20 protein-coding genes are annotated in these 23,098 nt (G+C 69.8%); 5 read left to right on the top strand and 15 right to left on the bottom strand.

The features are described 5' to 3' along the window. The first annotated feature begins 235 nt into the window (after window positions 1-235). The gene (gene glnA, locus AC4D2O_RS08455; protein ID WP_490906378.1) at window positions 236-1,660 is read left to right on the top strand and encodes a type I glutamate--ammonia ligase; all 1,425 of its coding nucleotides are present in this window, start codon (window positions 236-238) and stop codon (window positions 1,658-1,660) included. 134 nt (window positions 1,661-1,794) lie between these two features. Here the strand turns inward: glnA (AC4D2O_RS08455) and AC4D2O_RS08460 are convergent, their stop codons facing one another. Both AC4D2O_RS08460 and glnA (AC4D2O_RS08465) read right to left on the bottom strand, forming a co-directional pair. After that, window positions 1,795-4,803, bottom strand: a complete 3,009-nt coding sequence (locus AC4D2O_RS08460; RefSeq protein ID WP_490906379.1) for a bifunctional [glutamine synthetase] adenylyltransferase/[glutamine synthetase]-adenylyl-L-tyrosine phosphorylase — start codon at window positions 4,801-4,803, stop codon at window positions 1,795-1,797. 46 nt (window positions 4,804-4,849) lie between these two features. Then, window positions 4,850-6,190, bottom strand: coding sequence for a type I glutamate--ammonia ligase (gene glnA, locus AC4D2O_RS08465; protein ID WP_490906515.1), 1,341 nt, complete (start codon window positions 6,188-6,190; stop codon window positions 4,850-4,852). A 263-nt stretch (window positions 6,191-6,453) separates the two neighbouring features. Here glnA (AC4D2O_RS08465) and panB point away from each other — a divergent pair, with 263 nt between their 5' ends. Beyond that, window positions 6,454-7,335, top strand: coding sequence for a 3-methyl-2-oxobutanoate hydroxymethyltransferase (panB, locus tag AC4D2O_RS08470; protein WP_490906380.1), 882 nt, complete (start codon window positions 6,454-6,456; stop codon window positions 7,333-7,335). A gap of 18 nt (window positions 7,336-7,353) precedes the next feature. Here the strand turns inward: panB and AC4D2O_RS08475 are convergent, their stop codons facing one another. Beyond that, complete coding sequence (locus AC4D2O_RS08475; protein ID WP_334209484.1) at window positions 7,354-7,515, bottom strand: SPOR domain-containing protein; 162 nt, start codon at window positions 7,513-7,515, stop codon at window positions 7,354-7,356. A 96-nt stretch (window positions 7,516-7,611) separates the two neighbouring features. On the opposite strand from AC4D2O_RS08475, the gene map reads away from it, so the two are divergent. Together map and ppgK are read left to right on the top strand one after the other, a co-directional pair. After that, window positions 7,612-8,490, top strand: a complete 879-nt coding sequence (gene map / locus AC4D2O_RS08480; protein WP_490906381.1) for a type I methionyl aminopeptidase — start codon at window positions 7,612-7,614, stop codon at window positions 8,488-8,490. 127 nt (window positions 8,491-8,617) lie between these two features. Continuing rightward, a complete protein-coding gene (gene ppgK / locus AC4D2O_RS08485) occupies window positions 8,618-9,430 on the top strand; it encodes a polyphosphate--glucose phosphotransferase (protein ID WP_490906382.1) in 813 nt (270 codons plus the stop codon). A gap of 196 nt (window positions 9,431-9,626) precedes the next feature. On the opposite strand, the gene nrdR is transcribed toward ppgK, so the two are convergent. From nrdR to AC4D2O_RS08500, 3 genes are all read right to left on the bottom strand, one after another. Continuing rightward, window positions 9,627-10,124, bottom strand: a complete 498-nt coding sequence (gene nrdR, locus AC4D2O_RS08490; protein WP_490906383.1) for a transcriptional regulator NrdR — start codon at window positions 10,122-10,124, stop codon at window positions 9,627-9,629. A gap of 109 nt (window positions 10,125-10,233) precedes the next feature. Beyond that, window positions 10,234-11,598, bottom strand: a complete 1,365-nt coding sequence (hisD, locus tag AC4D2O_RS08495) for a histidinol dehydrogenase (RefSeq protein ID WP_490906384.1) — start codon at window positions 11,596-11,598, stop codon at window positions 10,234-10,236. 67 nt (window positions 11,599-11,665) lie between these two features. Then, window positions 11,666-12,193: a hypothetical protein gene (locus AC4D2O_RS08500; protein WP_490906385.1), complete on the bottom strand. Its 528-nt coding sequence runs from the start codon at window positions 12,191-12,193 to the stop codon at window positions 11,666-11,668. A 177-nt stretch (window positions 12,194-12,370) separates the two neighbouring features. Here AC4D2O_RS08500 and AC4D2O_RS08505 point away from each other — a divergent pair, with 177 nt between their 5' ends. Continuing rightward, a complete protein-coding gene (locus tag AC4D2O_RS08505) occupies window positions 12,371-12,901 on the top strand; it encodes a flavin reductase family protein (protein WP_490906388.1) in 531 nt (176 codons plus the stop codon). A 32-nt stretch (window positions 12,902-12,933) separates the two neighbouring features. On the opposite strand, the gene dnaE is transcribed toward AC4D2O_RS08505, so the two are convergent. The 9 genes from dnaE to ftsZ form a co-directional block, all read right to left on the bottom strand. Next, the gene (gene dnaE, locus AC4D2O_RS08510) at window positions 12,934-16,473 is read right to left on the bottom strand and encodes a DNA polymerase III subunit alpha (RefSeq protein WP_490906390.1); all 3,540 of its coding nucleotides are present in this window, start codon (window positions 16,471-16,473) and stop codon (window positions 12,934-12,936) included. Between the two features lie 148 nt (window positions 16,474-16,621). Continuing rightward, entirely contained in the window at window positions 16,622-17,557 is a 936-nt protein-coding gene (locus AC4D2O_RS08515) for an RluA family pseudouridine synthase (protein WP_490906391.1), read from the bottom strand. Next, entirely contained in the window at window positions 17,547-18,095 is a 549-nt protein-coding gene (gene lspA, locus AC4D2O_RS08520) for a signal peptidase II (RefSeq protein ID WP_490906517.1), read from the bottom strand. The genes AC4D2O_RS08515 and lspA overlap by 11 nt, the downstream gene beginning before the upstream one ends. 205 nt (window positions 18,096-18,300) lie before the next feature. Continuing rightward, window positions 18,301-18,987 (bottom strand): DivIVA domain-containing protein, encoded by a 687-nt coding sequence (locus AC4D2O_RS08525; RefSeq protein ID WP_490906392.1) that lies wholly within the window; start codon window positions 18,985-18,987, stop codon window positions 18,301-18,303. Window positions 18,988-19,130: 143 nt separating this feature from the next. Then, the gene (locus AC4D2O_RS08530) at window positions 19,131-19,421 is read right to left on the bottom strand and encodes a YggT family protein (protein WP_334209475.1); all 291 of its coding nucleotides are present in this window, start codon (window positions 19,419-19,421) and stop codon (window positions 19,131-19,133) included. A 61-nt stretch (window positions 19,422-19,482) separates the two neighbouring features. After that, window positions 19,483-20,004 carry a cell division protein SepF gene (locus AC4D2O_RS08535; protein WP_490906394.1) on the bottom strand — a complete coding sequence of 174 codons (522 nt, stop codon included), beginning with the start codon at window positions 20,002-20,004 and terminating at the stop codon, window positions 19,483-19,485. A gap of 99 nt (window positions 20,005-20,103) precedes the next feature. Continuing rightward, on the bottom strand, window positions 20,104-20,904 hold the full coding sequence (locus AC4D2O_RS08540) for a YggS family pyridoxal phosphate enzyme (RefSeq protein ID WP_490906396.1): 801 nt from the start codon (window positions 20,902-20,904) through the stop codon (window positions 20,104-20,106). Beyond that, window positions 20,901-21,704 (bottom strand): purine nucleoside phosphorylase YfiH/LACC1 family protein, encoded by an 804-nt coding sequence (locus AC4D2O_RS08545; protein ID WP_490906397.1) that lies wholly within the window; start codon window positions 21,702-21,704, stop codon window positions 20,901-20,903. Before AC4D2O_RS08545 ends, AC4D2O_RS08540 begins: the two co-directional genes overlap by 4 nt. 3 nt (window positions 21,705-21,707) lie before the next feature. Next, a complete protein-coding gene (gene ftsZ, locus AC4D2O_RS08550) occupies window positions 21,708-22,901 on the bottom strand; it encodes a cell division protein FtsZ (RefSeq protein WP_490906398.1) in 1,194 nt (397 codons plus the stop codon). Between the last annotated feature and the right edge of the window lie 197 nt (window positions 22,902-23,098).

A 23,098-nucleotide genomic window follows, 5' to 3' on the forward strand; every position in this document is an offset into this window, starting at 1 on the left:
AGGGACCGGCCCGCATTATGCCTCCGCCCGTCGGGACGCGCTAGGGTGGAGAGCGCAGTCCTTCTCACGTAACGTCCCCGAAACAAAGGCGACACCAGCGAGAAACTGCCCGCTCCTACAGTGGGGACGAGTCGGCGGCAGCGTTCCACCTGTCAGAGCTCGGGATCACCGTGCGGAGCAGGGACACGCGCTGGCGCCGGGTCTTTCACCAGCCATGCGATAGGAGCATGATTCGATGTTCAAGAATGCGGACGAGGTCCTCACATTCATTGCCGACGAAGACATCCGGTTTGTCGACGTCCGGTTCACCGATCTTCCTGGGGTGCAGCAGCACTTCAACGTACCTGCGAAGTCGGTCGACGCGGACTTCTTCGTGCACGGCCAGCTCTTCGACGGGTCCTCGATCCGAGGCTTCCAGGGCATCGCGGAATCCGACATGCAGCTCATCCCGGACGTCACGACGGCGTTCATCGACCCGTTCCGTACCGAGAAGACCCTCGCGCTGAACTTCTCGATCGTCAACCCGCGCACGGGCGACCCCTACCACCGTGACCCCCGCAGCGTCGCCGAGCGGGCCGAGGCCTACCTGTCCTCGACCGGCATCGCCGACACCGCGTTCTTCGCACCCGAGGCCGAGTTCTTCATCTTCGACAACGTGCAGTACGAGTCCTCCCCGCAGGGCAGCTTCTACAAGGTCGACTCCATCGAGGCCCCCTGGAACAGCGGGCGCGAGGAAGTGGGCGGCAACCTGGGCAACAAGACGCCCTTCAAGGGCGGCTACTTCCCGGTCTCCCCCGTGGACAAGCAGGCCGACCTCCGCGACGCCATCTGCGTGGAGCTGGACAAGGCGGGCCTCGAGGTCGAGCGGTCGCACCACGAGGTCGGCGGCGCCGGCCAGGCCGAGATCAACTACAAGTTCACGACGATGACGCACGCCGCGGACGACCTGCAGAAGTTCAAGTACATCGTGAAGAACGTCTCCGACGCCTGGGGCAAGACGGCCACGTTCATGCCGAAGCCCGTCTTCGGTGAGAACGGGTCCGGCATGCACTGCCACCAGTCGCTGTGGACCGGCGGTCAGCCGCTGTTCTACGACGAGCGCGGCTACGCAGGACTGTCGGACACCGCCCGCTGGTACATCGGCGGCCTGCTCAAGCACGCCTCCGCGGTCCTCGCCTTCACCAACCCGACCGTGAACTCCTACCGCCGCCTGGTCAAGGGCTTCGAGGCGCCGGTCAACATGGTGTACTCGCAGGGCAACCGCTCCGCCGGTATCCGCATCCCCATCACGGGCTCGAACCCGAAGGCCAAGCGCATCGAGTTCCGCGCACCGGACCCGTCGTCGAACCCGTACCTCGCGTTCGCCGCGCAGCTCATGGCGGGCCTCGACGGCATCAGGAACCGCATCGAACCCGCCGAGCCCATCGACAAGGACCTCTACGAGCTGCCCGCCGAGGAGGCCAAGGACATCCAGAAGGCTCCCGGCTCCCTCGAGGAGGCCCTCCTGGCCCTCGAGGCGGACAACGAGTTCCTGCAGGCCGGCGACGTGTTTACGCAGGACCTGATCGACACGTGGATCGAGTACAAGCGCGAGATGGAGATCAAGCCGCTCTCACTGCGCCCGAACCCGTACGAGTTCGAGCTCTACTACGGCGTCTAGCCGCATCCGGCACCGCACCACCGGCGACGGCGGCCCTCCCAACCGGGACGGCCGCCGTCGTCGTGTCCGGCCATGTTCTGCTCCTATGCGGCAACCAGGCCGGCCCGGGACCGGTCAGTTCGCGTCGGGGCCGATCAGTACCCGTAGAAGTGCCGCTCGAAGACGCCCCTGCTGCGCCGTGTCATGCGGAGGTAGTCCTCCTCGAGGGCCGAGCCGCTGTCCGGCCCGTACCCGCACCACCGTGCCACCGCCTCGAGGTCCCGCCGCGACGACGGCAGGAGGTCGGAGCCGCGGCCGCTCCAGATGACGTTCGCCGCCCGGATGCGCGTCGCCAGGTTCCAGCTCTCGCGGAGCAGGGCGACGTCGTCCACCGGGAGCAGGCCCTCCGCGGCGATGACGTCCAGGGCGGTGAGGGTGGACTGCACGCGCAGGGCCGGGATCGCCCGGGCGTGCTGCAGCTGGAGCAGCTGCACGAGCCACTCGACGTCGCTCAGGGCGCCGCGGCCGAGCTTCAGGTGGCGGGACGGATCCGCGCCGCGCGGGAGCCGCTCGGACTCCACGCGGGCCTTGATGCGGCGGATCTCCCGGATATCCGTCTCGCCGAGCTCCTCCGGGTACCGCACCGGGTCGATCACCTCGAGGAACTCGGCGGCCAGCCCGTCGTCGCCCGCGAGCGGACGTGCCCGCAGGAGCGCCTGCGCCTCCCACACGAGCGACCAGCGCCGGTAGTACTCCCGGTAGGAGTCGATGGACCGCACCATCGCCCCCTGCTTGCCCTCGGGCCGCAGCGCCGCGTCGATCTCGAGGACGCGCTCCGCGAGCACGGGCGGTTTGCACGGCTGCGTGAGCAGCGCGGCCAGGCGCGCCACGATCGCCTCCGCCTGCTTCTGCGCGGCCGCCTCGTCGGCGCCCGGGAACGGGCGGTGGACGTAGATGACGTCGGCATCCGAGCCATAGGTGATCTCGCGCCCGCCCTGGCGTCCCATCGCCATGACGACGACGTGCGTCAGCTGCTCCTCCTGCCCGAACACCTGGCTCTCGACGACGTGCAGGGCCCCGAGGATCGCGGCGCGGTCGGCATCGGCGAGGGCCCTGCCCACCTGGGCCTGGGACAGCAGGCGGGAGCTGTCGGCGATGGCGATGCGCAGCAGCTCCCGACGGCGGATGAGCCGGATCAGCCGGATGGCCTCCCCCGGTTCGGGGTGCCGGGACATCTTCGACTGGATCTCCTGCCACTGCGCGTCGAACGTGTCGGGTACCAGCGCCGCGTCGGAGCCGAGCCACTGCGTCGATTCGGGCGAAACCTCCAGCAGGTCGGCGATGAACCGGCTGCTCGACAGGACGGCGCAGAGTCGCTCGGCGGCCGCGTTCGAATCGCGGAGCATCCCCAGGTACCAGTGGCTCTCCCCCAGTGACTCGCTGAGCCGGCGGAAGCCGAGGAGGCCGGCATCGGGATCGACGCCGTCGGCGAACCATGCCAGGAGGATGGGCAGGAGCTGCCGCTGCAGCATCGCGCGCCGCCGCAGGCCCCCGGTGAGCGCCTCGATGTGGCGCATGGCGCCGCGCGGGTCGAGGTAGCCGAGGGCGGCGAGGCGGGCCTGCGCCGCCTCGGCCGTGAGCTGGACGTCCTCGGGCCGCAGCGTCGCCGCGTTATTGAGCAGGGGCCGGTAGAAGATGGACTCGTGGAGCCGCCGGACGAGCTTCCGGGTGCGCTGCCACGCGTCGTTGAGGCTCTGCGGGCTCGGCCGCACCGTGACCAGGCAGCCCTGGGACGATCGGGCGAGGGCCCGCAGGGCGCTCTCGTCCTCCGGCATCAGGTGCGTGCGACGCATCTGCACGAGCTGGATGCGGTGCTCAAGGACCCGCAGGTAGCGGTACGCGTCGTCGAGGTCGAGGGCGTCGGACCGGCCGATGTACCCCGCGGAGCTGAGCGCGCCGATCGCGGTGACGGTGTCCCGGATCCGCAGCGACTCGTCCAGCCGGCCGTGCACGAGCTGCAGCAGCTGGACGGTGAACTCGACGTCGCGCAGCCCGCCCGGTCCGAGCTTGAGCTGCCGGGCCTCCTCCTCGCGCGGGATGTTGTCGGTGACGCGGCGCCGCATCGCCCGGACGGCCTCCACGAAGCCCTCGCGCTGCGACGACGCCCACACGAACGGGGCGATGGCCTCCTCGTACCGGCGGCCGAGCCCGGGGTCGCCGGCGGCGGCGCGGGCCTTCAGGAGCGCCTGGAACTCCCAGGTCTTCGCCCAGCGCTCGTAGTAGGAGATGTGGGACTGCAGCGTGCGGACGAGCTGGCCGTCCTTGCCCTCGGGGCGGAGGTTGGCGTCGACCTCCCAGAGAGCCGGCTCCGCTCCCGTGGAGTAGACGCCGCGGGCCATGCCGGAGGCCAGGCCCGTCCCGATCCTCGTGACGGTCGTCTCGTCGAGGTCCTCGCCTTCCACCACGTAGATCACGTCGACATCGGAGATGTAGTTGAGCTCGCGTGCGCCGCACTTGCCCATGGCGATGACGGCCAGCCGGACGCGCGCGACGACGTCGGGCCCGTGCACCTGCCCCAGCTCGGCCCGGGCGACGGCGAGGGAGGCCTCGAGCGCGGCGGTGGCGAGGTCCGCCAGTTCGCGGGCGACGACGGGCAGGTAGTCCACCGGCACGCAATGGCCGAGGTCGCGGACCGCCAGGTCCGTCAGGTGGCGCCGGTACGCCACACGGAGCCTGCGGTACGCGTCGGGGCCGGTGACACCGGCCACGGGGTTGTCCTCCGACGGATCGGCGTCGACGGAGAGCAACAGCTCGGACCTCAGGTACTCCGGTAGGACGACGGCAGGCGTCGCGGGGCCCGGCCGGACCACGTCGAGGTGCTCGGGGCGGCGCATGAGGAACTCGCCGAGCGCCTCGGACGCCCCCAGGAGCCGGAACAGGGGTGCCCGTCGGCCCTCGTCCGAGAACACGGTCAGCACGGCCTTCCGGCTGCCGGCCAGGAGGCGCACGAAGGACTGCAGCGCCAGACCGGGGTCGGCAGCCACGGCGAGGCCGGCGAAGAGGTCGTCGTCGTTCAGCCCGACCAGTTCGGGCGCGTCCAGGAACCGCCGGCTCTTCTCGAGGTCCGTGAAGCCGTAACTGATCAGCTTGCGGTTGAGGCTCATCCTCCAACCCTAGCCATGTCGGCTCCGGCTCCGGTTCCGGCAGGCACTACAGGATGTTGAGGTTCCTGCGCAGCTCGTACGGTGTCACCTGGATCCGGTAGTCGTGCCACTCGGCGCGCTTGTTGCGCAGGAAGTTCTCGAAGACCTGCTCCCCGAGGATGTCCGCCACGAGCTCCGACTCCTCCATCACGCGGATGGCGTCGTGCAGGCTCGCGGGCAGCGGGTCATGGCCCATCGCGCGGCGTTCGGCGGCCGTCAGGCTCCACACGTCGTCCTCGGCGGCCGGCGGGAGCTCGTAGCCCTCCTCGATACCTTTGAGGCCGGCGCCGAGGAGCACCGAGTAGGCGAGATAGGGGTTGCTCGCGGAGTCGATGCCGCGGTACTCGATGCGTGCGGACTGTCCCTTGTTGGGCTTGTAGAGCGGCACACGGACCAGGGCGGAGCGGTTGTTGTGGCCCCAGGAGAGGTAGCTGGGCGCCTCGCCGCCGCCCCAGAGGCGCTTGAACGAGTTGACGAACTGGTTGGTGACGGCCGTGAACTCGGGCGCGTGACGCAGGATGCCGGCGATGAACTGGCGTGCGGTCCTGGACAGCTGGAACTCGGCCCCTGCCTCGAAGAACGCGTTCGTGTCCCCTTCGAAGAGGGAGAAGTGGGTGTGCATGCCGGAGCCGGGGTGCTCGGAGAACGGCTTCGGCATGAAGGTCGCGTAGCTGCCGGAGGTCAGGGCGACCTCCTTGATGATGGTGCGGAACGTCATGATGTTGTCCGCCGTCTGCAGCGCGTCCGCGTACCGCAGGTCGATCTCGTTCTGCCCCGGCCCGGCCTCGTGGTGGCTGAACTCCACGGAGATGCCCACGGACTCCAGCATCGCGACGGCGGTCCTGCGGAAGTCCTGGGCCACGCCACCGGGGACGTGGTCGAAGTAGCCGGCGTGGTCGACGGGCACGGGCTGGCCGTCCGCGCCCAGGTCGGCGGACTTGAGGAGGTAGAACTCGATCTCGGGGTGCGTGTAGCAGGTGAAGCCCATGTCGGCGGCCTTCGCCAGGGTCTTCTTGAGGACGCCGCGCGGATCGGCGGTGGAGGGCCGGCCGTCGGGCGTCAGGATGTCGCAGAACATGCGCGAGGTCTGTTCCTTCTCCCCGCGCCACGGGAGGATCTGGAACGTCGACGGATCCGGCTGCGCCAGCATGTCCGACTCGTACACCCGGGCGAGTCCCTCGATGGAGGACCCGTCGAAGCCGAGCCCTTCGGCGAACGCGCCTTCCACCTCGGCCGGAGCGAGTGCCACGGATTTCAGGGAGCCGACGACGTCGGTGAACCACAGCCGCACGTAGCGGACGTCCCGCTCCTCGATGGTGCGCAGTACGAACTCCTGCTGCCGGTCCATGACCACCTCTTCCCGTTCCTCGTCGCCCGGCCGCCCGGTCAGGCGGCGGGCCGCGCCCGACGTCGTGCGCGTCCGGTGCCGCCGCTTCCGCGGCATGGGGCGCCCGGATGCGGACGCCTGCCGTGATCACTCTACTGACCCGCGGGAGAAGATCGGTGCGCCGGCGGCCCTGGTCCGGCGTGCCGTGCTGTGCGCCGTCAGCAGAGGTGCCGTGCGAGGTGCCGACGCGGGAGGTCGCTGACGCCGTCCGATAGTCTCGTTGCATGACTTCCGCCGAACAGCCAGCACCCTACGGAGAGGGAGCGGGCACCGCACCGGCTCCGACGGACACGCCGGCCGTCGCGAGACCGATCACGCGCATCCGCATCCATCACCTGCAGCAGGCCAAGGACCAGGGGACGCGCTTCGCGATGCTGACGGCGTACGACCAGTACGCGGCGCAGGTGTTCGACGAGGCCGGCATCGAGGTGCTCCTCGTCGGCGATTCGGCGGCGAACAACGTCCTCGGGCACGCCACCACCCTGCCCATCACGCTCGACGAGATGATCCTCCTCAGCCGTGCGGTGAGCCGGGCCGCGAAGCGGGCGCTCGTCGTCGCCGACCTGCCCTTCGGCAGCTACGAGGTGTCGCCGCAGCAGGCCGTGGAATCGTCGGTGCGGCTCCTCAAGGAGGGCCTCGTGCACGCGGTGAAGATGGAGGGCGGGGCCGACTACGCGGACACCGTGCGCGCCCTCGTCCGCGCCGGGATCCCCGTCATGGCGCACGTCGGATTCACCCCGCAGAGCGAGCACGCGCTCGGCGGCTACCGGGTGCAGGGCCGCGGGGACGCGTCGCAGCGGATCATCGACGACGCCGTGGCCCTCGCGGACGCCGGTGCGTTCTGCGTGCTGATGGAGATGGTCCCCGCCGCGACGGCGGGCGCGGTCGACGCCGCCGTCCGGGTGCCGACGATCGGGATCGGTGCCGGTCCGGCGACCACGGGGCAGGTCCTCGTCTGGCAGGACATGGCGGGCCTGCGCGGCGGACGGCAGGCGCGGTTCGTGAAGCAGTACGCCGACGTGCGGTCCGTCCTCGCCGACGCGGCCCGTGCCTACGCCGACGACGTCCGCGCCGGCACCTTCCCCGGGCCCGAGCACACCTTCTAGGGGGTCCGGCCGCAGGGGCTAGTCGTCCTCCTTGTCCCAGGCGTCGTTGCGCTGCTGGACCTTCTCGAGGGCCTTCTCCGCCTCCTCGCGGGTCGCGTAGGGCCCGATCAGTTGCGACCAGTCCGACTGGCGGTCCTCCTCGACCTCGTGCGTCCGCACGTTGTACCAGTACTCCGTCATGTCGACCTCCCGGATCAGGGTTGCGCGGACTGTCAGCCGGGTTTTCAGGACGACGCCTCGTCTCCGTCTCCCCGGGCCCGCTATAGGATCAAGGGTATGCCCCAGTCCTCCGCCACGGCCCCCCTCGGGACGCTGACACCCGGCACTGTCTCACCCCGCCGCCCTGTTCCCCCGGGCATCGCCCGGCCCGAGTACGTGGGCCGCAAGGCACCGGCGCCGTTCACCGGATCGGAGGTGAAGACGCCCGAGACCATCGAGAAGATCCGGGTGGCCAGCCGGATCGCCGCGCAGGCCATCGTGGAGGTGGGCCGCCATGCGACGCCCGGAGTCACCACCGACGAGCTCGACCGGATCGGCCACGAGTTCCTGCTCGACCACGGCGCCTACCCGTCGACCCTGGGCTACCGCGGCTTCCCCAAGTCGCTGTGCTCGTCGCTCAACGAGGTCATCTGCCACGGCATCCCCGACACCACGGTGATCCAGGACGGGGACATCCTGAACATCGACATCACCGCCTACAAGGACGGCGTGCACGGCGACACCAACTACACGTTCTGCACCGGCGACGTCGACGAGGAGTCCCGCCTCCTCGTCGAGCGCACCCAGGAGTCGCTGAACCGGGCCATCCGCGCGGTGGCGCCCGGCCGGGAGATCAACGTCATCGGGCGCACCATCCAGTCCTACGCGAAGCGCTTCGGTTATGGTGTTGTCCGTGACTTCACCGGGCACGGCGTCGGAGAAGCGTTCCACACGGGCCTGATCATCCCGCACTACGACGCCGCCCCCGCCTACAACCGCGTCATCGAACCGGGCATGGTCTTCACCATCGAACCGATGCTGACGCTCGGCACCATCGACTGGACCATGTGGGCGGACGACTGGACCGTCGTCACGAAGGACCGGAAGAGGACAGCGCAGTTCGAGCACACACTCGTTGTCACCGACCGCGGTGCGGAGATCCTGACCCTGCCCTAGTGCAGCCCGCCCCCGCGGACCCTGCCCGATCACTGCCCGATGACTGCACGCATTGCCCGTACCACCCGCACGCCACCCGAACCCTGCCCCCTTCCGGCTCGCGCCGGCCCCACTTCGACGGAGAATCATGGCCAAGGACACCGACAAGAAGAAATCGAAGAAGCTCCCCGCAACAGTCATCGGTGTCGACATCGGTGGTACCGGCATCAAGGGCGGCATCGTCGACCTCGAGAAGGGTGTCATCGTCGGTGAGCGGTACCGCATCCCCACACCCAAGCCGGCCACACCGGAGGCGGTCGCCGACGTCGTCGCGCAGATCGTCGCCGAGCTGTCGTCACGACCCGGAGGGCCGGCTGCCGACGTCCCCGTCGGTGTCACGTTCCCTGCCATCATCCAGCACGGTGTCGCGCGGTCGGCGGCGAACGTGGACAAGAGCTGGGTGAACACCGACGTCGACGCCCTGTTCACGAAGGTCCTCGGCCGCGACGTGCACGTGATCAACGACGCCGACGCCGCCGGGCTCGCCGAGGTCCGCTACGGCGCCGGCAAGGGCAAGATGGGCACGGTCCTTGTCATCACCCTCGGCACGGGCATCGGCTCCGCGTTCATCTTCGACGGCAGGCTGGTCCCCAACGCCGAGCTCGGCCACCTCGAGATCGACGGGCACGACGCCGAGACGAAGGCGTCGGCCGTGGCACGCGAGCGCGACGGCATCGACTGGGACGAGTACGCAGTACGCCTGCAGCGCTACTTCTCGCACGTGGAGTTCCTCTTCTCCCCCGAACTGTTCATCGTGGGCGGCGGCATCTCCAAGCGCAGCAGCGAGTACCTGCCCTCGCTCGAGCTGCGCACCCCGATCATCCCGGCGGAGCTCCGGAACCATGCGGGAATCGTCGGCGGGGCGCTGCAGGCGGCGCTGCTCTTCGCGTCCAAGGCCTGAGCACGAAGACCTGAGCACGAGGACCTGAGCAGGAGCGCCCGAGCCCACGGCGCATCCCGCACAGCAGGAAGCCCGGTACGGATGGTCTCCGTACCGGGCTTCCTGCGTCTGCAGCCGTCCTGCCGTCAGGGGCGGACGTGGAACCGGTGGTGGCGTCGGCTTCCCCTCCGCAGCCACCACCGGGGTCTCATGGGCGCTACCGCGCCGTCAGGGGGCGTTGCGCGCCGCTCGGCACGCGCTCGTTCTCGTGCGCCTGCTCCCGCAGGGTGTCGATGGCAGCCTCGAAGTCCTCGAGCGACTCGAAGCCCTGGTACACGCTGGCGAAGCGCAGGTACGCGATCTGGTCGAGCTTCCGAAGCGGCCCGAGGATGGCGAGCCCCACCTCGTGTGCATCGATCTCGGCGACGCCGCTCGCACGGACGTTCTCCTCGACCTCCTGCGCGAGCAGCGCGAGATCGTCCTCGGTGACCGGCCGACCCTGGCAGGCCTTCCGGACGCCGTTGATGATCTTCGACCGGCTGAACGGCTCCCCCGCACCCGAGCGCTTGATCACGCTCAGGCTCGTGGTCTCCACCGTGCTGAACCTGCGTCCGCACTCGGGACACTGGCGGCGTCGGCGGATCGCCGACCCGTCGTCTCCGAGGCGACTGTCCACCACGCGGGAGTCGGGGTTGCGGCAGTACGGGCAGTACATGCGCCCCCCTCCCTGCTCGGCAACCGTTACGCCCAGTCTAGAACTAGATGTGGTGAAAGAACAACACTGTAATTACCAGATGTTGTGTTCCGGCGGCCGAAGGAGGTGATCAGGAGGTCGGCCCCGCGAAGCGGGCCGAGACGGCCTCGCCGTGTGCGGGGAGGTTCTCGGCGGCGGACAGGGCGAGGATCGAGGAGGACACGTCGGCCAGCGCCGCGCGGTCGTAGTCCACGAGCTGCACGGCGCGCAGGAACGTGGTGACGTTGAGGCCGGAGGCGAAGGACGCGGTGCCGCCGGTCGGCAGCACGTGGTTGGACCCGGCGCAGTAGTCGCCGAGACTGACGGGGCTGTACGCGCCGACGAAGATGGCGCCCGCGTTGCGGATCCGCGCCGCCACGGCGCCGGCGTCGGCCGTTTGGATCTCCAGGTGCTCCGCCGCGTAGGCGTTACACACGGCGATGCCGTGGTCGACGTCCTCGACGAGGATCACCCCGGACTGCGGGCCGGAGAGCGCCGTCCGCACGCGGTCGGCGTGGCGGGTGGCGGCCGCGCGCACCTGCAGCGCTGCGACCACGGCGCGGGCGAGGTCCTCGGAATCGGTCACCAGCACCGACGCCGCCTGGGGGTCGTGCTCGGCCTGGCTGACGAGGTCGGCCGCCACGAGGTCGGCGTCGGCAGTCGCGTCGGCCAGGACGGCGATCTCGGTGGTGCCGGCTTCGGAGTCGATACCCACCTGCCCGCGGACCAGGCGTTTGGCCGTCGCCACGAAGACGTTGCCCGGCCCGGTGATCACGGTCACCGGATCGATCCCCGTGCCGGGCCCCGCACTGTCGGGGACGCCGTGCGCGAGAGCCGCGACGGCCTGCGCCCCGCCCATGGCGTACACCTCGGTGATGCCGAGCATGGAGGCCGCCGCGAGGATCGCGGGGTGCGGCCAGCCGCCGAACTCCTTCTGCGGCGGAGACGCGAGGGCGATGGACCCGACACCGGCGGCCTGCGCCGGGACCACGTTCATCACCACGGACGACGGATACACGGCGAGCCCGCCGGGCACGTAGAGCCCGACGCGGTCCACGGCGACCCACTTGTGGGTGAGGCGGGCGCCGTCGGCGATGTCCACCTGCACGTCGGCGGGCACCTGCGCCCGGGCGAAGACCCGGGCCCGCCGGATGGCCTCCTCGAGTGCGGCGCGCACGTCGCCGTCGAGTCCCGCCACGGCCGCAGCGATGACCTCGGCGGGCACGCGCGGGTGGTCCTGCTCCACGCCGTCGAACCGCCGGGCGAGATCGCTCAGCGCGTCGAAGCCGCGGGTACGGACGTCGTCGATGATGGCCTGCACGGCGGCCTCCGAGGACGACGCGCTGCCCGCGGCCCGCGGCATGGCCTCGCGCAGCTCACGGGGGGACAGCGCGCGGCCGCGCAGGTCGATGGTCCGGAAGCTGACGAAGGAGGAGGTCTCGGGCGCTGAAGTCACCCGCGAAGTCTACCGGGAGCCGCACCGGCGCAGGGCGGGCACGGACACCGGATACCCGGATGGGAGGTCAGGTCCGGCGGCGGGCGAGCCCGACGAGGGCCGTGACGAAGATGATGATCGCCGCAACCCCGGGCCAGATCGCCAGGGCGCCGTAGGACTGCAGCATGAAGAAGGAGCCGGGCACCCCGTCCCGTCCGTGGGGCCCGAGGAGGAAGGCGAGGCCCTCGCCGACACCGAGGGCCAGCAGGGAGCCGAGGATCGACCCGCCCACCGCCGCCGCGATGCGGGGAACGACGCCCGGCAGGGTCAGCCGGAGCGCGACCACGGTGCCGACGGCGATGCCCGCGGCGAGTTCCAGCCCGGCGAGGGTGAGGTCCCGCAGCACCCAGTCCGCGGTGATCTCCGGGTCGCCGAAGAGGCGGCCCGTCGGAGCGAGGAGCCACCACGCGGCGCCGAGGACGGCGCCGAGCAGGATCGTGGAGCCGAGCCACCAGAGGACGCCGGCCGGGGGCACGGCCCGCCTGTCCTCGGCGACGGCATAGACCGGCGGCGGATACTTGCTCGATCCGGTGTCCGGCTGCTGGCTGGCGCGCATGACTTCTACATTAACAAACCCTCCGGCACCCGGGGACCGCGCCTAGGGTGGAAGGGTCCGCGGCTGCGGTACGCGCCGCCGATCCTGCTGCTCATCCTTCTGCCACCCTGCCGCCAATGCCGCCCATGCCGCCCATGATGCTGATCATGCTGCTGCCGAGACCTCCCGGAGGAACCCGTGACCCACCCCAGCACCGCACCGGAAGACCCGCTCCCGCCTCCCCCGCTGCACGGTGAGTCCTTCCGGGAGGTCTTCCGGCGCCACGCTGCGGGCGTGTCCATCCTCACGGTGACGTACCAGGGCGTCCCCTACGGCTTCACCGCCACCTCGGTGGCCTCGCTGTCCGCGGAACCTCCGCGCTTCACCTTCAACATGGCGAGGACGTCCTCCTCGTGGCCCGCGGTCGCGAACACGAACTTCGTGGGCGTCCACATGCTCAGCACGGAGAACGAGGCGCTCGCCGACCGGTTCGCCCGGACGAAGGACCGGTTCACCGGCGACCATTGGGAGCCGGGCCCGGAGGGCGTGCCGATCCTGAGGGACGTGGCCGGCTGGCTCGTGGGCCGGATCAGCATGCGCCTGTCCTTCGAGAACAACGCGGTCGTCGTCGCCGAGGTGGTGACGGGCAGCATCGGTCCCGACGGCGCGCCGCTGCTCTACCACGGCGGGAGCTACGGGACGCCGGCGGCCACCGACTACGTCATCTGAGCCGGCGGGTCGGAGGACCGCGCCGGGTCCCGTCAGGCGTCGAGGCAGGCGGGCCCGAGGAGCACCTTCAGGTCACCGAAGAGCCCCGGCGTCGGGTTGACCCGCAGGTCGACGCCGAGCTTCATCACCTCGACCTTGCGTGAGCCGTTGAGCCGGATGAGTACCTCGCTGGTCCCGGGGTGGGTCCGCAGGACGTCGCCGAGGGCCGTGACCGCCGTCTCCGTAGCCTTGTGCTGCAGCATCGAGATGACCACGGGGCCTGAGTGCCCCTCGCTGAGGTCGGGGACCGTCAGTTCCTGGGCGTTGAGCATCACGGCGCCGTCGTCGCGCCGCTGCAGGCGCCCGCGGACCACCACGATCAGGTCCTCCGCGAGCACCGCGGAGATGGGCCCGTAGACCTGGCCGAAGAACATGACCTCCATGGAACCGGAGAGGTCCTCGACCTCCGCCCGCGCGTAGGCGTTGCCGCTGTTCTTCGCGATCCGACGCTGCAGGGACGTGATCATACCGGCGATCGTGACGATCGCGCCGTCAGCAGGACCCTCCTCGCTGATGATCGACGGGATGGACGAGTCGGCGTGCTGGCCGAGGATGCCCTCGAGCCCCTGCAGCGGGTGGTCCGAGACGTAGAGGCCGAGCATGTCGCGTTCGAAGGACAGCTTGTCCTTCTTGTCCCACTCGGGCAGGTCCGGCACCTCGACGGACAGGCCGCCCACGGAGCCTCCCGCGTCGTCGAACGCGCTGAAGAGGTCGAACTGGTTCGCCGCCTCGTTGCGCTTCAACACGATCACGGAGTCCACGGCCTCCTCGTGGATCATCACCAGCGCCCGTCGCGGATGCCGGAGCGAGTCGAACGCACCGGCCTTGATGAGCGATTCGATGGTGCGCTTGTTGCAGACGACGGCGGGGACCTTCTGCAGGAAGTCGCTGAACGAGGTGAACGCGCCCTTCTCCTCGCGCGCACCCACCATGGCCCCGACGACGTTCGCGCCCACGTTGCGGATGGCGCCCATGCCGAAGCGGATGTCCTTGCCGACCGGGGTGAAGTTCACGCTGGACTCGTTGACGTCCGGCGGGAGCACCGTGATGCCCATGCGGCGGCACTCGTTGAGATAGATGGCGAGCTTGTCCTTGTCGTCGCCGACGCTGGTGAGGAGGGCTGCCATGTACTCGGCGGGGTAGTGCGCCTTCAGGTACGCGGTCCAGTAGGACACGAGGCCGTAGGCGGCGGTGTGGGCCTTGTTGAACGCGTAGTCCGAGAAGGACTCCAGCACGATCCACAGCTTGTCCATCGCGGCCTGGGAGTACCCGTTGGCCTTCATGCCCGCGAAGAAGTCCGCCTGCTGCTTGTCCAGCTCCGACTTCTTCTTCTTGCCCATGGCGCGGCGCAGCATGTCCGCCTGGCCGAGCGTGAAGTTCGCCAGCTTCTGCGCGGCGCTCATCACCTGCTCCTGGTAGACGATCAGGCCGTACGTCCCGCCGAGGATCTCCTCGAGCGGACCCTCGAGCTCGGGGTGGATCGGCTCGATGTCCTGCAGGCCGTTCTTGCGCAGGGCGTAGTTGGTGTGCGAGTTCACGCCCATGGGACCCGGCCGGTACAGCGCGAGGACGGCGGAGATGTCCTCGAAGTTGTCGGGGCGCATGAGCTTCAGCAGGGATCGCATGGGCCCGCCGTCGAGCTGGAAGACGCCGAGGGTGTCGCCGCGCGCCAGCAGCTCGTAGGACTCCTTGTCGTCGAGTTCGAGGTCTTCGAGGACGAGGTCGGTGTCCTTGTTGGCCTTGATGTTCTCGACGGCGTCCGTGATGATCGTCAGGTTCCGCAGGCCGAGGAAGTCCATCTTGATCAGGCCGAGGCCCTCACAGGTGGGGTAGTCGAACTGCGTGATGATCTGGCCGTCCTGCTCGCGGCGCATGATCGGGATGATGTCGATCAGCGGGTCCGAGGACATGATGACACCGGCCGCGTGCACGCCCCACTGGCGCTTCAGTCCCTCGAGTCCGAGGGCCGTCTCGAAGACCTTCTCGGAGTCCGCGTCGGTCTTCAGGAGCTCGCGCAGCTCCTCCGCCTCCGAGTACCGCTTGGCGTCCTTGTTGTGCACGTCCGCCAGGGCCAGGCCCTTGCCCATGACGTCCGGCGGCATGGCCTTCGTGAGGCGCTCCCCGGTGGAGAACGGGTAGCCCATGACGCGCGAGGAGTCCTTGAGGGCCTGCTTGGCCTTGATGGTGCCGTAGGTGACGATCATGGCCACGCGCTCGTCGCCGTACTTCTCCGTCACGTAGCGGATGACCTCGGAGCGGCGGCGGTCATCGAAGTCGACGTCGAAGTCGGGCATGGACACGCGCTCGGGGTTGAGGAAGCGCTCGAAGATCAGCCCGTGCTTGAGCGGGTCGAGGTCGGTGATGCGCATGGCGTACGCCACCATCGACCCGGCGCCGGAACCGCGGCCGGGTCCGACGCGGATCCCGTTGTTCTTGGCCCAGTTGATGAAGTCGGCGACGACGAGGAAGTAGCCGGGGAAGCCCATCTGCGTGATGACGCCGACCTCGAACTCCGCCTGCTTCCGGACGTCGTCGGGCACACCGCCCGGGTACCGGTACTGCAGGCCCGTCTCGACCTCCTTCACGAACCAGGACTGCTCGTTCTCACCCTCGGGGACCGGGAACCGCGGCATGTAGTTGGCCTTGGTGTTGAACTCGACGTCGCACCGCTCGGCGATGAGCAGCGTGTTGTCGCAGGCCTCCGGGTAGTCGCGGAAGATGGCGCGCATCTCGGCGGGCGACTTGAGGTAGAACTCGTCGGCGTCGAACTTGAACCGCTTCGGATCGGCCAGGGTGGAGCCGGACTGCACGCAGAGCAGCGCGGCGTGGGCCTTGGAGTCCTCGGCGTGCGTGTAGTGCAGGTCATTGGTGGCCACGAGCGGCAGGCCGAGCTCCTTGGCGAGCCGGATGAGGTCGGCCTTGACGTTGCGCTCGATGTCGAGGCCGTGATCCATGAGCTCGCAGAAGTAGTTCTCCGCGCCGAAGATGTCCCGGAAGTCCGACGCCGCCTGCCGCGCCTCGTCGTAGAGGCCGAGCCGGAGCTTCGTCTGCACCTCGCCGGACGGGCAGCCGGTCGTCGCGATCAGGCCCTTGCCGTAGGTCTGCAGGAGGTCACGGTCCATGCGGGGCTTGTACAGGTAGCCCTCGAGGGAGGCCAGCGAGGACATGCGGAAGAGGTTGTGCATGCCCTCGGTGGTCTCGGACCACAGTGTCATGTGGGTGTAGGCGCCGGCACCGGAGACGTCGTCGCGCCCGCCGCCGCCCCACTGCACGCGCGTGCGGTCGCTGCGCGCGGTTCCCGGGGTGAGGTACGCCTCCACGCCGATGATCGGCTTGATCCCGGCGCTCCTGGCCTTGCTCCAGAAGTCGAACGCACCGAACACGAAGCCGTGGTCCGTCGTCGCCAGGGCCTTCATGCCGAGTTCCTCGGTGTGGCTGAACAGGTCCGTCAGTCGGGCCGCGCCATCGAGCATCGAGTACTCGGTGTGGTTGTGGAGATGGACGAACGAGTCTGTCGATGCAGGAGTAGCCACCCGCCAAGTCTAGTGCTGCCCTACCCCTCCGGCGGCCGCCCGGGCCCCCGTCCGAGGTCGGACCGGCGTGTCGGACGAACCTCGTCGGGCGGGTCGCACCAGAGCCGTCCGGTGTGTCCGGCGTGTCGGGCGAGGGCGGTCGGACGGCTCAGACGAGGCCGCGGGAGAGCGCCGTGACCGCGTACGCAAGGTCCACCGGGTAGGGACTGGTGACGCTGACGGGCTCGTTCGTGCGCGGGTGCGCGAAGCCCAGGCGGTGGGCATGGAGCCACTGCCGCGTGAGGCCGAGTTCGGCGGCGAGCCGGGGATCGGCCCCATAGGTGAGGTCGCCGGCGCAGGGGTGGCGCAGCGCGGAGAAGTGCACGCGGATCTGGTGGGTCCTGCCGGTCTCGAGGTGCACCTCCACGAGGCTCGCCCGCCCGAAGGCCTCGAGCACCTCGTAGTGCGTCACGGAGTCCCGGCCGCCCTCCATGACCGCGAAGCGCCACTCGTGGTGGGGATGGCGGCCGATGGGTGCGTCGATGGTGCCTTTGAGCGGCTCGGGCAGCCCCTGCACGACCGCGTGGTAGACCTTGTCGACCGTGCGCTCCTTGAAGGCGCGCTTGAGGGCCGTGTAGGCGGGCTCGGTCTTGGCGACCACCATCGCCCCCGAGGTACCGACGTCGAGCCGGTGGACGATCCCCACGCGCTCGGGCGCGCCCGACGTCGAGATGCGGTAGCCGGCGGCCGCGAGGGCGCCGACGACGGTCGGGCCGACCCAGCCCGGCGACGGGTGGGCGGCGACGCCCACGGGCTTGTCGACGACGACGAAGTCCTCGTCGTCGAGCAGGATCCCCATGCCGTCGACGGCCTCGGGGATGATGCGGTGCTTGTCCCCGGGGTCCGGGACGTCGACGTAGAGGACGTCACCGGCGTGGACGCGGTCCGACTTGGCGAGGGGTGCACCGCCGCGCAGCACCCGGCCGTCGGCGCACCACTGGGCCACCGCCGAGCGGGAGACGTCGAGCAGCCGGGCGAGGGCGGCGTCGACGCGGCTCCCGGACTCCGGGTCGGGAACCGCGAGCCGCTGGTGCTCAGCGGTCATCGTCGCCCCGCTCCCCACCTGTCGGACGCGCGTCGTCGCCCGGCGCAGCGGACTGCTCGTCGGTGCTGCGTGTGCCGTCCATGCCGATGCCGCGCAGGGTCAGGATGCAGATGAGCACCACCCCGCTCACGACGGCGGAGTCGGCGATGTTGAAGATGGCGAAGTTGGGCAGGGCGATGAAGTCCACCACGTGGCCCTGGCCGAAGGACGGTTCCCGGAAGAGCCGGTCGGTGAGGTTGCCGAGGGCGCCGCCGAGGACGAGCCCGAGGGCCACGGCCCAGCCCCACGATGCGACCTTCCGCACCTGCAGCACGATGGCGACGGCGACGACGACCATCACGATCGTGAACACCCACGTGTAGTCGGTGCCGATGGAGAAGGCGGCGCCGGGGTTGCGGATGAAGCGCCAGTGGAGCAGGGGCGGCAGGACCGGGGTGACCTGCCCCTCGCTCATCGTCGCGACGACCCACCACTTGGTGAGCTGGTCGAGGGTGTAGGCCACGAGGGTGCACAGCAGCATGACCGCGCCGTACTGCACGGGGGACCTCCGGGCGTGGGCGGGGTCCCCGGCGGGGGCGGGATCGGGTGGCTGGTGCTCGTTCACGGTGCGTCCAAGGTCTACTCGCTGATGTGTCCACCACGGTACGCGGTGGCTGGAACGGCGGAAGGGCCGGCCGCCGGGGACCACGCCCCGGCAACCGGCCCTTCTGCCTGCCCGACCCGCGGCCGGGCCGGGCGTCCTGCTAGGAGGCCGAGGCGTCGGACGCGAGCGAGCCGCGGGCGTCCAGGTCGCGGAGCTGACCCTCGATGTAGGCCTTCAGGCGGGCGCGGTAGTCGCGCTCGAAGCCGCGCAGCTGCTCGACCTTGCGCTCGAGCACGGTCTTCTGCTCCTCGAGGTCCCCGAGGGTCTTGCGGCTCTTCTCCTGGGCGTCGTTGACGAGGCCGCTGGCCTCGATCTGCGCCTCGGCGATGATCTTGTCGCGCTGTTCCACACCGGCGTTGACGTACTCGTCGTGCAGGCGCTGCGCCATGGCGAGCACGCCGGCCGCGGACTCGGCAGAGGAACCGGCGGCCGCGGGGGCAGCCGGGGCCGGGGTGGGCTCCTCGACGTCCGCGACAGCCTCCGCTGCCTTCACCGAGGACTTGTCACCGGCCTTCTCGGTCTGGGTGCTGGCGGCGACCGGGGCGGGGACGGCCGTCTGCGAGGTGTCCGATGAAGTGTTCGATGAAGCGTTCAATGAGGTGTCGGACGACGTGTCGGTCGAGCCTCCGGCGAACCGGCGGCGCAGTTCCTCGTTCTCCGAGTTCAGGCGGCGGAGCTCGACGACGATCTCGTCGAGGAAGTCGTCCACCTCGTCCTGGTCGTAGCCCTCCCGGAACTTCGTCGGCTGGAACCTCTTGTTGACAACGTCTTCTGGCGTCAAAGCCATCTGGTCACCTCATACTGATAGAGCCTCCCACCGGGAGGTGGGCATGGCTGTGGTACCGAATTGTGGACATGAACACGGGACTCACGTCGAACTGTGAATCAGCGTATATCTTCTGGAACTGCATCACGAAACGGACTCGGACGCTAGGTTGCGAGTCCCGCCGACACGGACATCAGGATCAGCACGACGATGAAGAGCACCAGGAACGCGAGGTCGAGCTGCACGCCGCCCAGGCGCAGCGGGGGGATCAGCCGGCGGAGCGCCTTGATGGGCGGGTCCGTCGCGGAGTACACGCCCGAGGCGACCACGAGGGCGAGTTTCTGGGGACGCCAGTCACGTGCGAAGCCCTGCACGGCGTCGTAGATGATCCGCAGGATCAGGGCGAGCTGGAACAGCATCAGTACCAGGTAGATCAGGGCGAATACCAAACTCACGGAGAAGTTCCAGTCCTTCGGGCCATCGGAGGGTCCGCTGCGGCCGTGGCGGCCGCGCCGGTCAGCTCTGGTTGAAGAAGCTGGTCTGTGCTTCGCTTGCCTTCAGGTCCTCGCCGAGGACTTCAATATACGACGGCGACAGCAGGAACACCTTATTGGTGACCCGTTCGATGCTGCCGTGCAGGCCGAAGACGAGGCCGGCCGAGAAGTCGACGAGCCGCTTGGCGTCGGACTCGCCCATGTCCGTGACGTTCATGATCACCGGGATGCCGTCGCGGAAGCTCTCGCCGATGAGCTTGGCATCGTTGTACGAGCGCGGGTGGATGGTGGTGATCTGGCGCAGCGCCGCGGAGTCCTCACGCGACGACGGTGCCCGCTTGATCGGTGTCACGGGTGCGCGGTACTCCTCGGCGGGAGCGACCCGGGTGGCTGCTGGAGCGGGCTCGAGGTGGCGTTCGTCGCGGTCGTAATCCACTGAGTAGTCCTCGTTCCTGCTGCGCGCGCTTTTCGTTTCGGGCTCGTAGTGCTCATCACCATCGGCGAGCCCAAGGTAGATCATCGTCTTGCGCAGTGCGCCAGCCATGGTGACTCCTGTTCTGAATGAGTGGATTGATGGGGTCGGACGGCGTGCCGCGTGCGCCACGCCCGGCAGCACACCCTGCCGCCGTTCTAGCTTCAGACGCTACCCCACGGCCGGACGGGGACCGAGCACATCAGAGCCGATCCTCAGGTGTGTCGCGCCGGCCGCGACGGCCGCCTCGAGGTCCCCGCTCATGCCGGCGGAGACGGCCGATGCGGACGGCTCCACGGAACGTATCGTCCCGCTGATCCGCAGGAGCCGGGCGAACGCTTCCGCGGGGTCCGCTCCGATCGGAGCCACGCCCATGACGCCGGCGAGGCGCAGGCCCGATGCGGCGATGACGGCGCGTGCCAGGTCGCCCGCCTCGGCCGGGAGCGCCCCGCCGCGGCCACCCGTCCGGTGTCCGGGCTCGCCTCCGGGCTGGTCCGCGCCGTCGAGGGTGAACTGGAGGAAGCAGTCGAGGTCGGGGCGGCCGGGCAGGCCGGCTGCATCCCGCCGCGCCTGCTCGGCGGCCATCGCCTTCCCGAGTGCGCCGACCAGCGCGGTGCGGTCCACCGAGTGGATGCTGTGCACATATCGGACCACCGATTTCGCCTTATTGGTCTGCGCCTGTCCGATGAAGTGCCAGCGCAGGGCGAGGTCCCCGAGCTCCGCCGCCTTCGCCGCGGCCTCCTGGTCGCGGTTCTCACCGACGTCGGTCACCCCGAGGTCCGCGAGGATCCGCACGTCGGACGCAGGGAAGTACTTGGTGACCACGATCAGGTCCGGTTGCGTCCGGCCCGCGGAGGCAGCGGCGATGCGCGCGCGGACGGCATCGAGGCGCGCTTCGAGCTCACGGGCACGGGCCGTACGCCCGGGTCCCCCGGCTCCTCCGACCGGTCCGGTTCCTTCGTCGGGGGTCACGTGCGCCACACCAGGCCGGCGATGCGGCCCGCGCCCGGCTCGCGGCGATGGGAGAACAGCCCGGTGTTCTCGAGCGTGCAGGCCGAGCCGCTCCCGGCGACCCGTCCGACGACCACGCCTGCGTCCTCGAGCTGGCGGCGGACCGCGGCGGGCAGGTCGAGGGCGGGGGTCCCCGTGCGGGTCCGCGCCGCGGCCTCGGGAATGGTGTCGACCATGGCGCGCATCATGTCCTCCGGGACCTCGTAGCAGGAACCGCACACCGAGGGACCGATCCATGCGGCGAGGTCCCGTGCGCCGGCACGGACCATCGTGCGCACGGCATTCGTGACGATCCCGTTGCCGACGCCGGCACGGCCGGCATGCACGACGGCCGTCGCGCCCGTGCCGCCCTCGGCGATGGAGGCGTCCGCGAGGACGACGGGCACGCAGTCGGCCACGAGGACCGCGAGCGGATGGAGACCGGTCCGGGAGACCATGCCGTCGGCGTCGGGAACCCAGGGGGCGACGTCCGGATCGGAGCCTCGGTGCGCGCCGCCGGGCACGGTACCGGGCGCGGGGCCGTCATCGAGCACGGCGACGCGGTCCGAGTGGGTCTGGCTCATGAAACGGAGGGATCCCTCGGCCACGCCCATCGAGGCCTCGAGCCGGCGGCGGTTCGCCCGCACGCCATCCGCGTCGTCCCCGACGTGGAGCGCGAGGTTGCCCGCCGCAGCGCTCGTGAAGGCGACGCGGAGTCCCGGACGGGCCTCGGCGCTCCAATGGAACGGGGAGGCCAGTCCGGGATGCGCGGGTGCGTGCACCGACTACTTCAGGAAGTCGGGCACGTCGAGGTCGTCGGAGCGGCCTGCGGACAGGTCGGGCTCCACGATCGCGGGGAGGTCCACGTCGAAGCCCGAGTCGGCGGGCACGGCCTGGACGTTCTGCGCGCGCTGCTGCGACCAGGCGCCGAGGCCTGCTGTGGCGGGGACGCGCTGGTGGTCGCCGCCGACGCTCGGTGCGACGGTAGGCCGCGACGCGGGTGCCGCTGCGGCCGCGGGCTGCGAGGTGGCATCGACCTGGTCGAACCCGGCCGCGATGACCGTCACGCGTGCCTCGTCGCCGAGCGCGTCGTCGATCACGGCACCGAAGATGATGTTCGCCTCGGGGTGCGCTACCTCCTGGACCAGGCGGGCGGCTTCGTTGATCTCGAACAGGCCGAGATCGGAGCCGCCCTGGATGGACAGCAGGACGCCGTGCGCGCCGTCGATCGAGGCCTCGAGGAGCGGCGACGCGATGGCCAGTTCCGCTGCCTTGACGGCCCGGTCCTCGCCGCGTGCGGAACCGATGCCCATGAGCGCCGAACCGGCGCCCTGCATCACGGACTTGACGTCGGCGAAGTCGAGGTTGATCAGGCCCGGCGTGGTGATGAGGTCGGTGATGCCCTGGACACCGGAGAGCAGCACCTGGTCCGCCGAGCGGAACGCGTCCAGCATCGAGACGTTGCGGTCGCTGATGGACAGCAGGCGGTCGTTCGGGATGACGATGAGCGTGTCGACCTCCTCGCGGAGGGTGTCGATGCCGCTCTCGGCCTGATTGGACCGGCGGCGCCCCTCGAACGTGAAGGGGCGGGTCACGACGCCGATCGTCAGCGCGCCCAGCGAACGCGCGATGCGCGCGACCACGGGCGCGCCGCCGGTCCCGGTGCCGCCGCCTTCTCCGGCGGTCACGAAAACCATGTCCGCTCCCCGCAGGACTTCCTCGATCTCCTCGGAGTGGTCCTCGGCGGCACGCCGGCCCACCTCGGGGTCCGCTCCTGCGCCGAGGCCGCGGGTGAGCTCGCGCCCGACGTCGAGCTTGACGTCCGCGTCACTCATCAGCAGCGCCTGGGCGTCCGTGTTGATGGCGATGAACTCCACGCCGCGGAGCCCGACCTCGATCATCCGGTTGACGGCGTTGACGCCGCCGCCGCCGATGCCGACGACCTTGATGACGGCCAAGTAATTCTGAGGTGCTGCCACGTCCTGTGTCCCTTGTTCGAATCTGTGTGCTGTACGGGGGCTGCCGAGGGTTCGGCCGAACCTTCACGTGAAAAAACGTTAACGTTCAGGTTGAGAGTTAACGTTATGTCAGGTAACTTCTATCCTTGACGCTAGGTGCATACGCTGCGCGTTGCAAAGACCGGACCCAGTGTGTCGGGCGTGTCGCCGCGTGTTGC

The organism is Arthrobacter sp. TJ-238, from assembly GCF_058269215.1.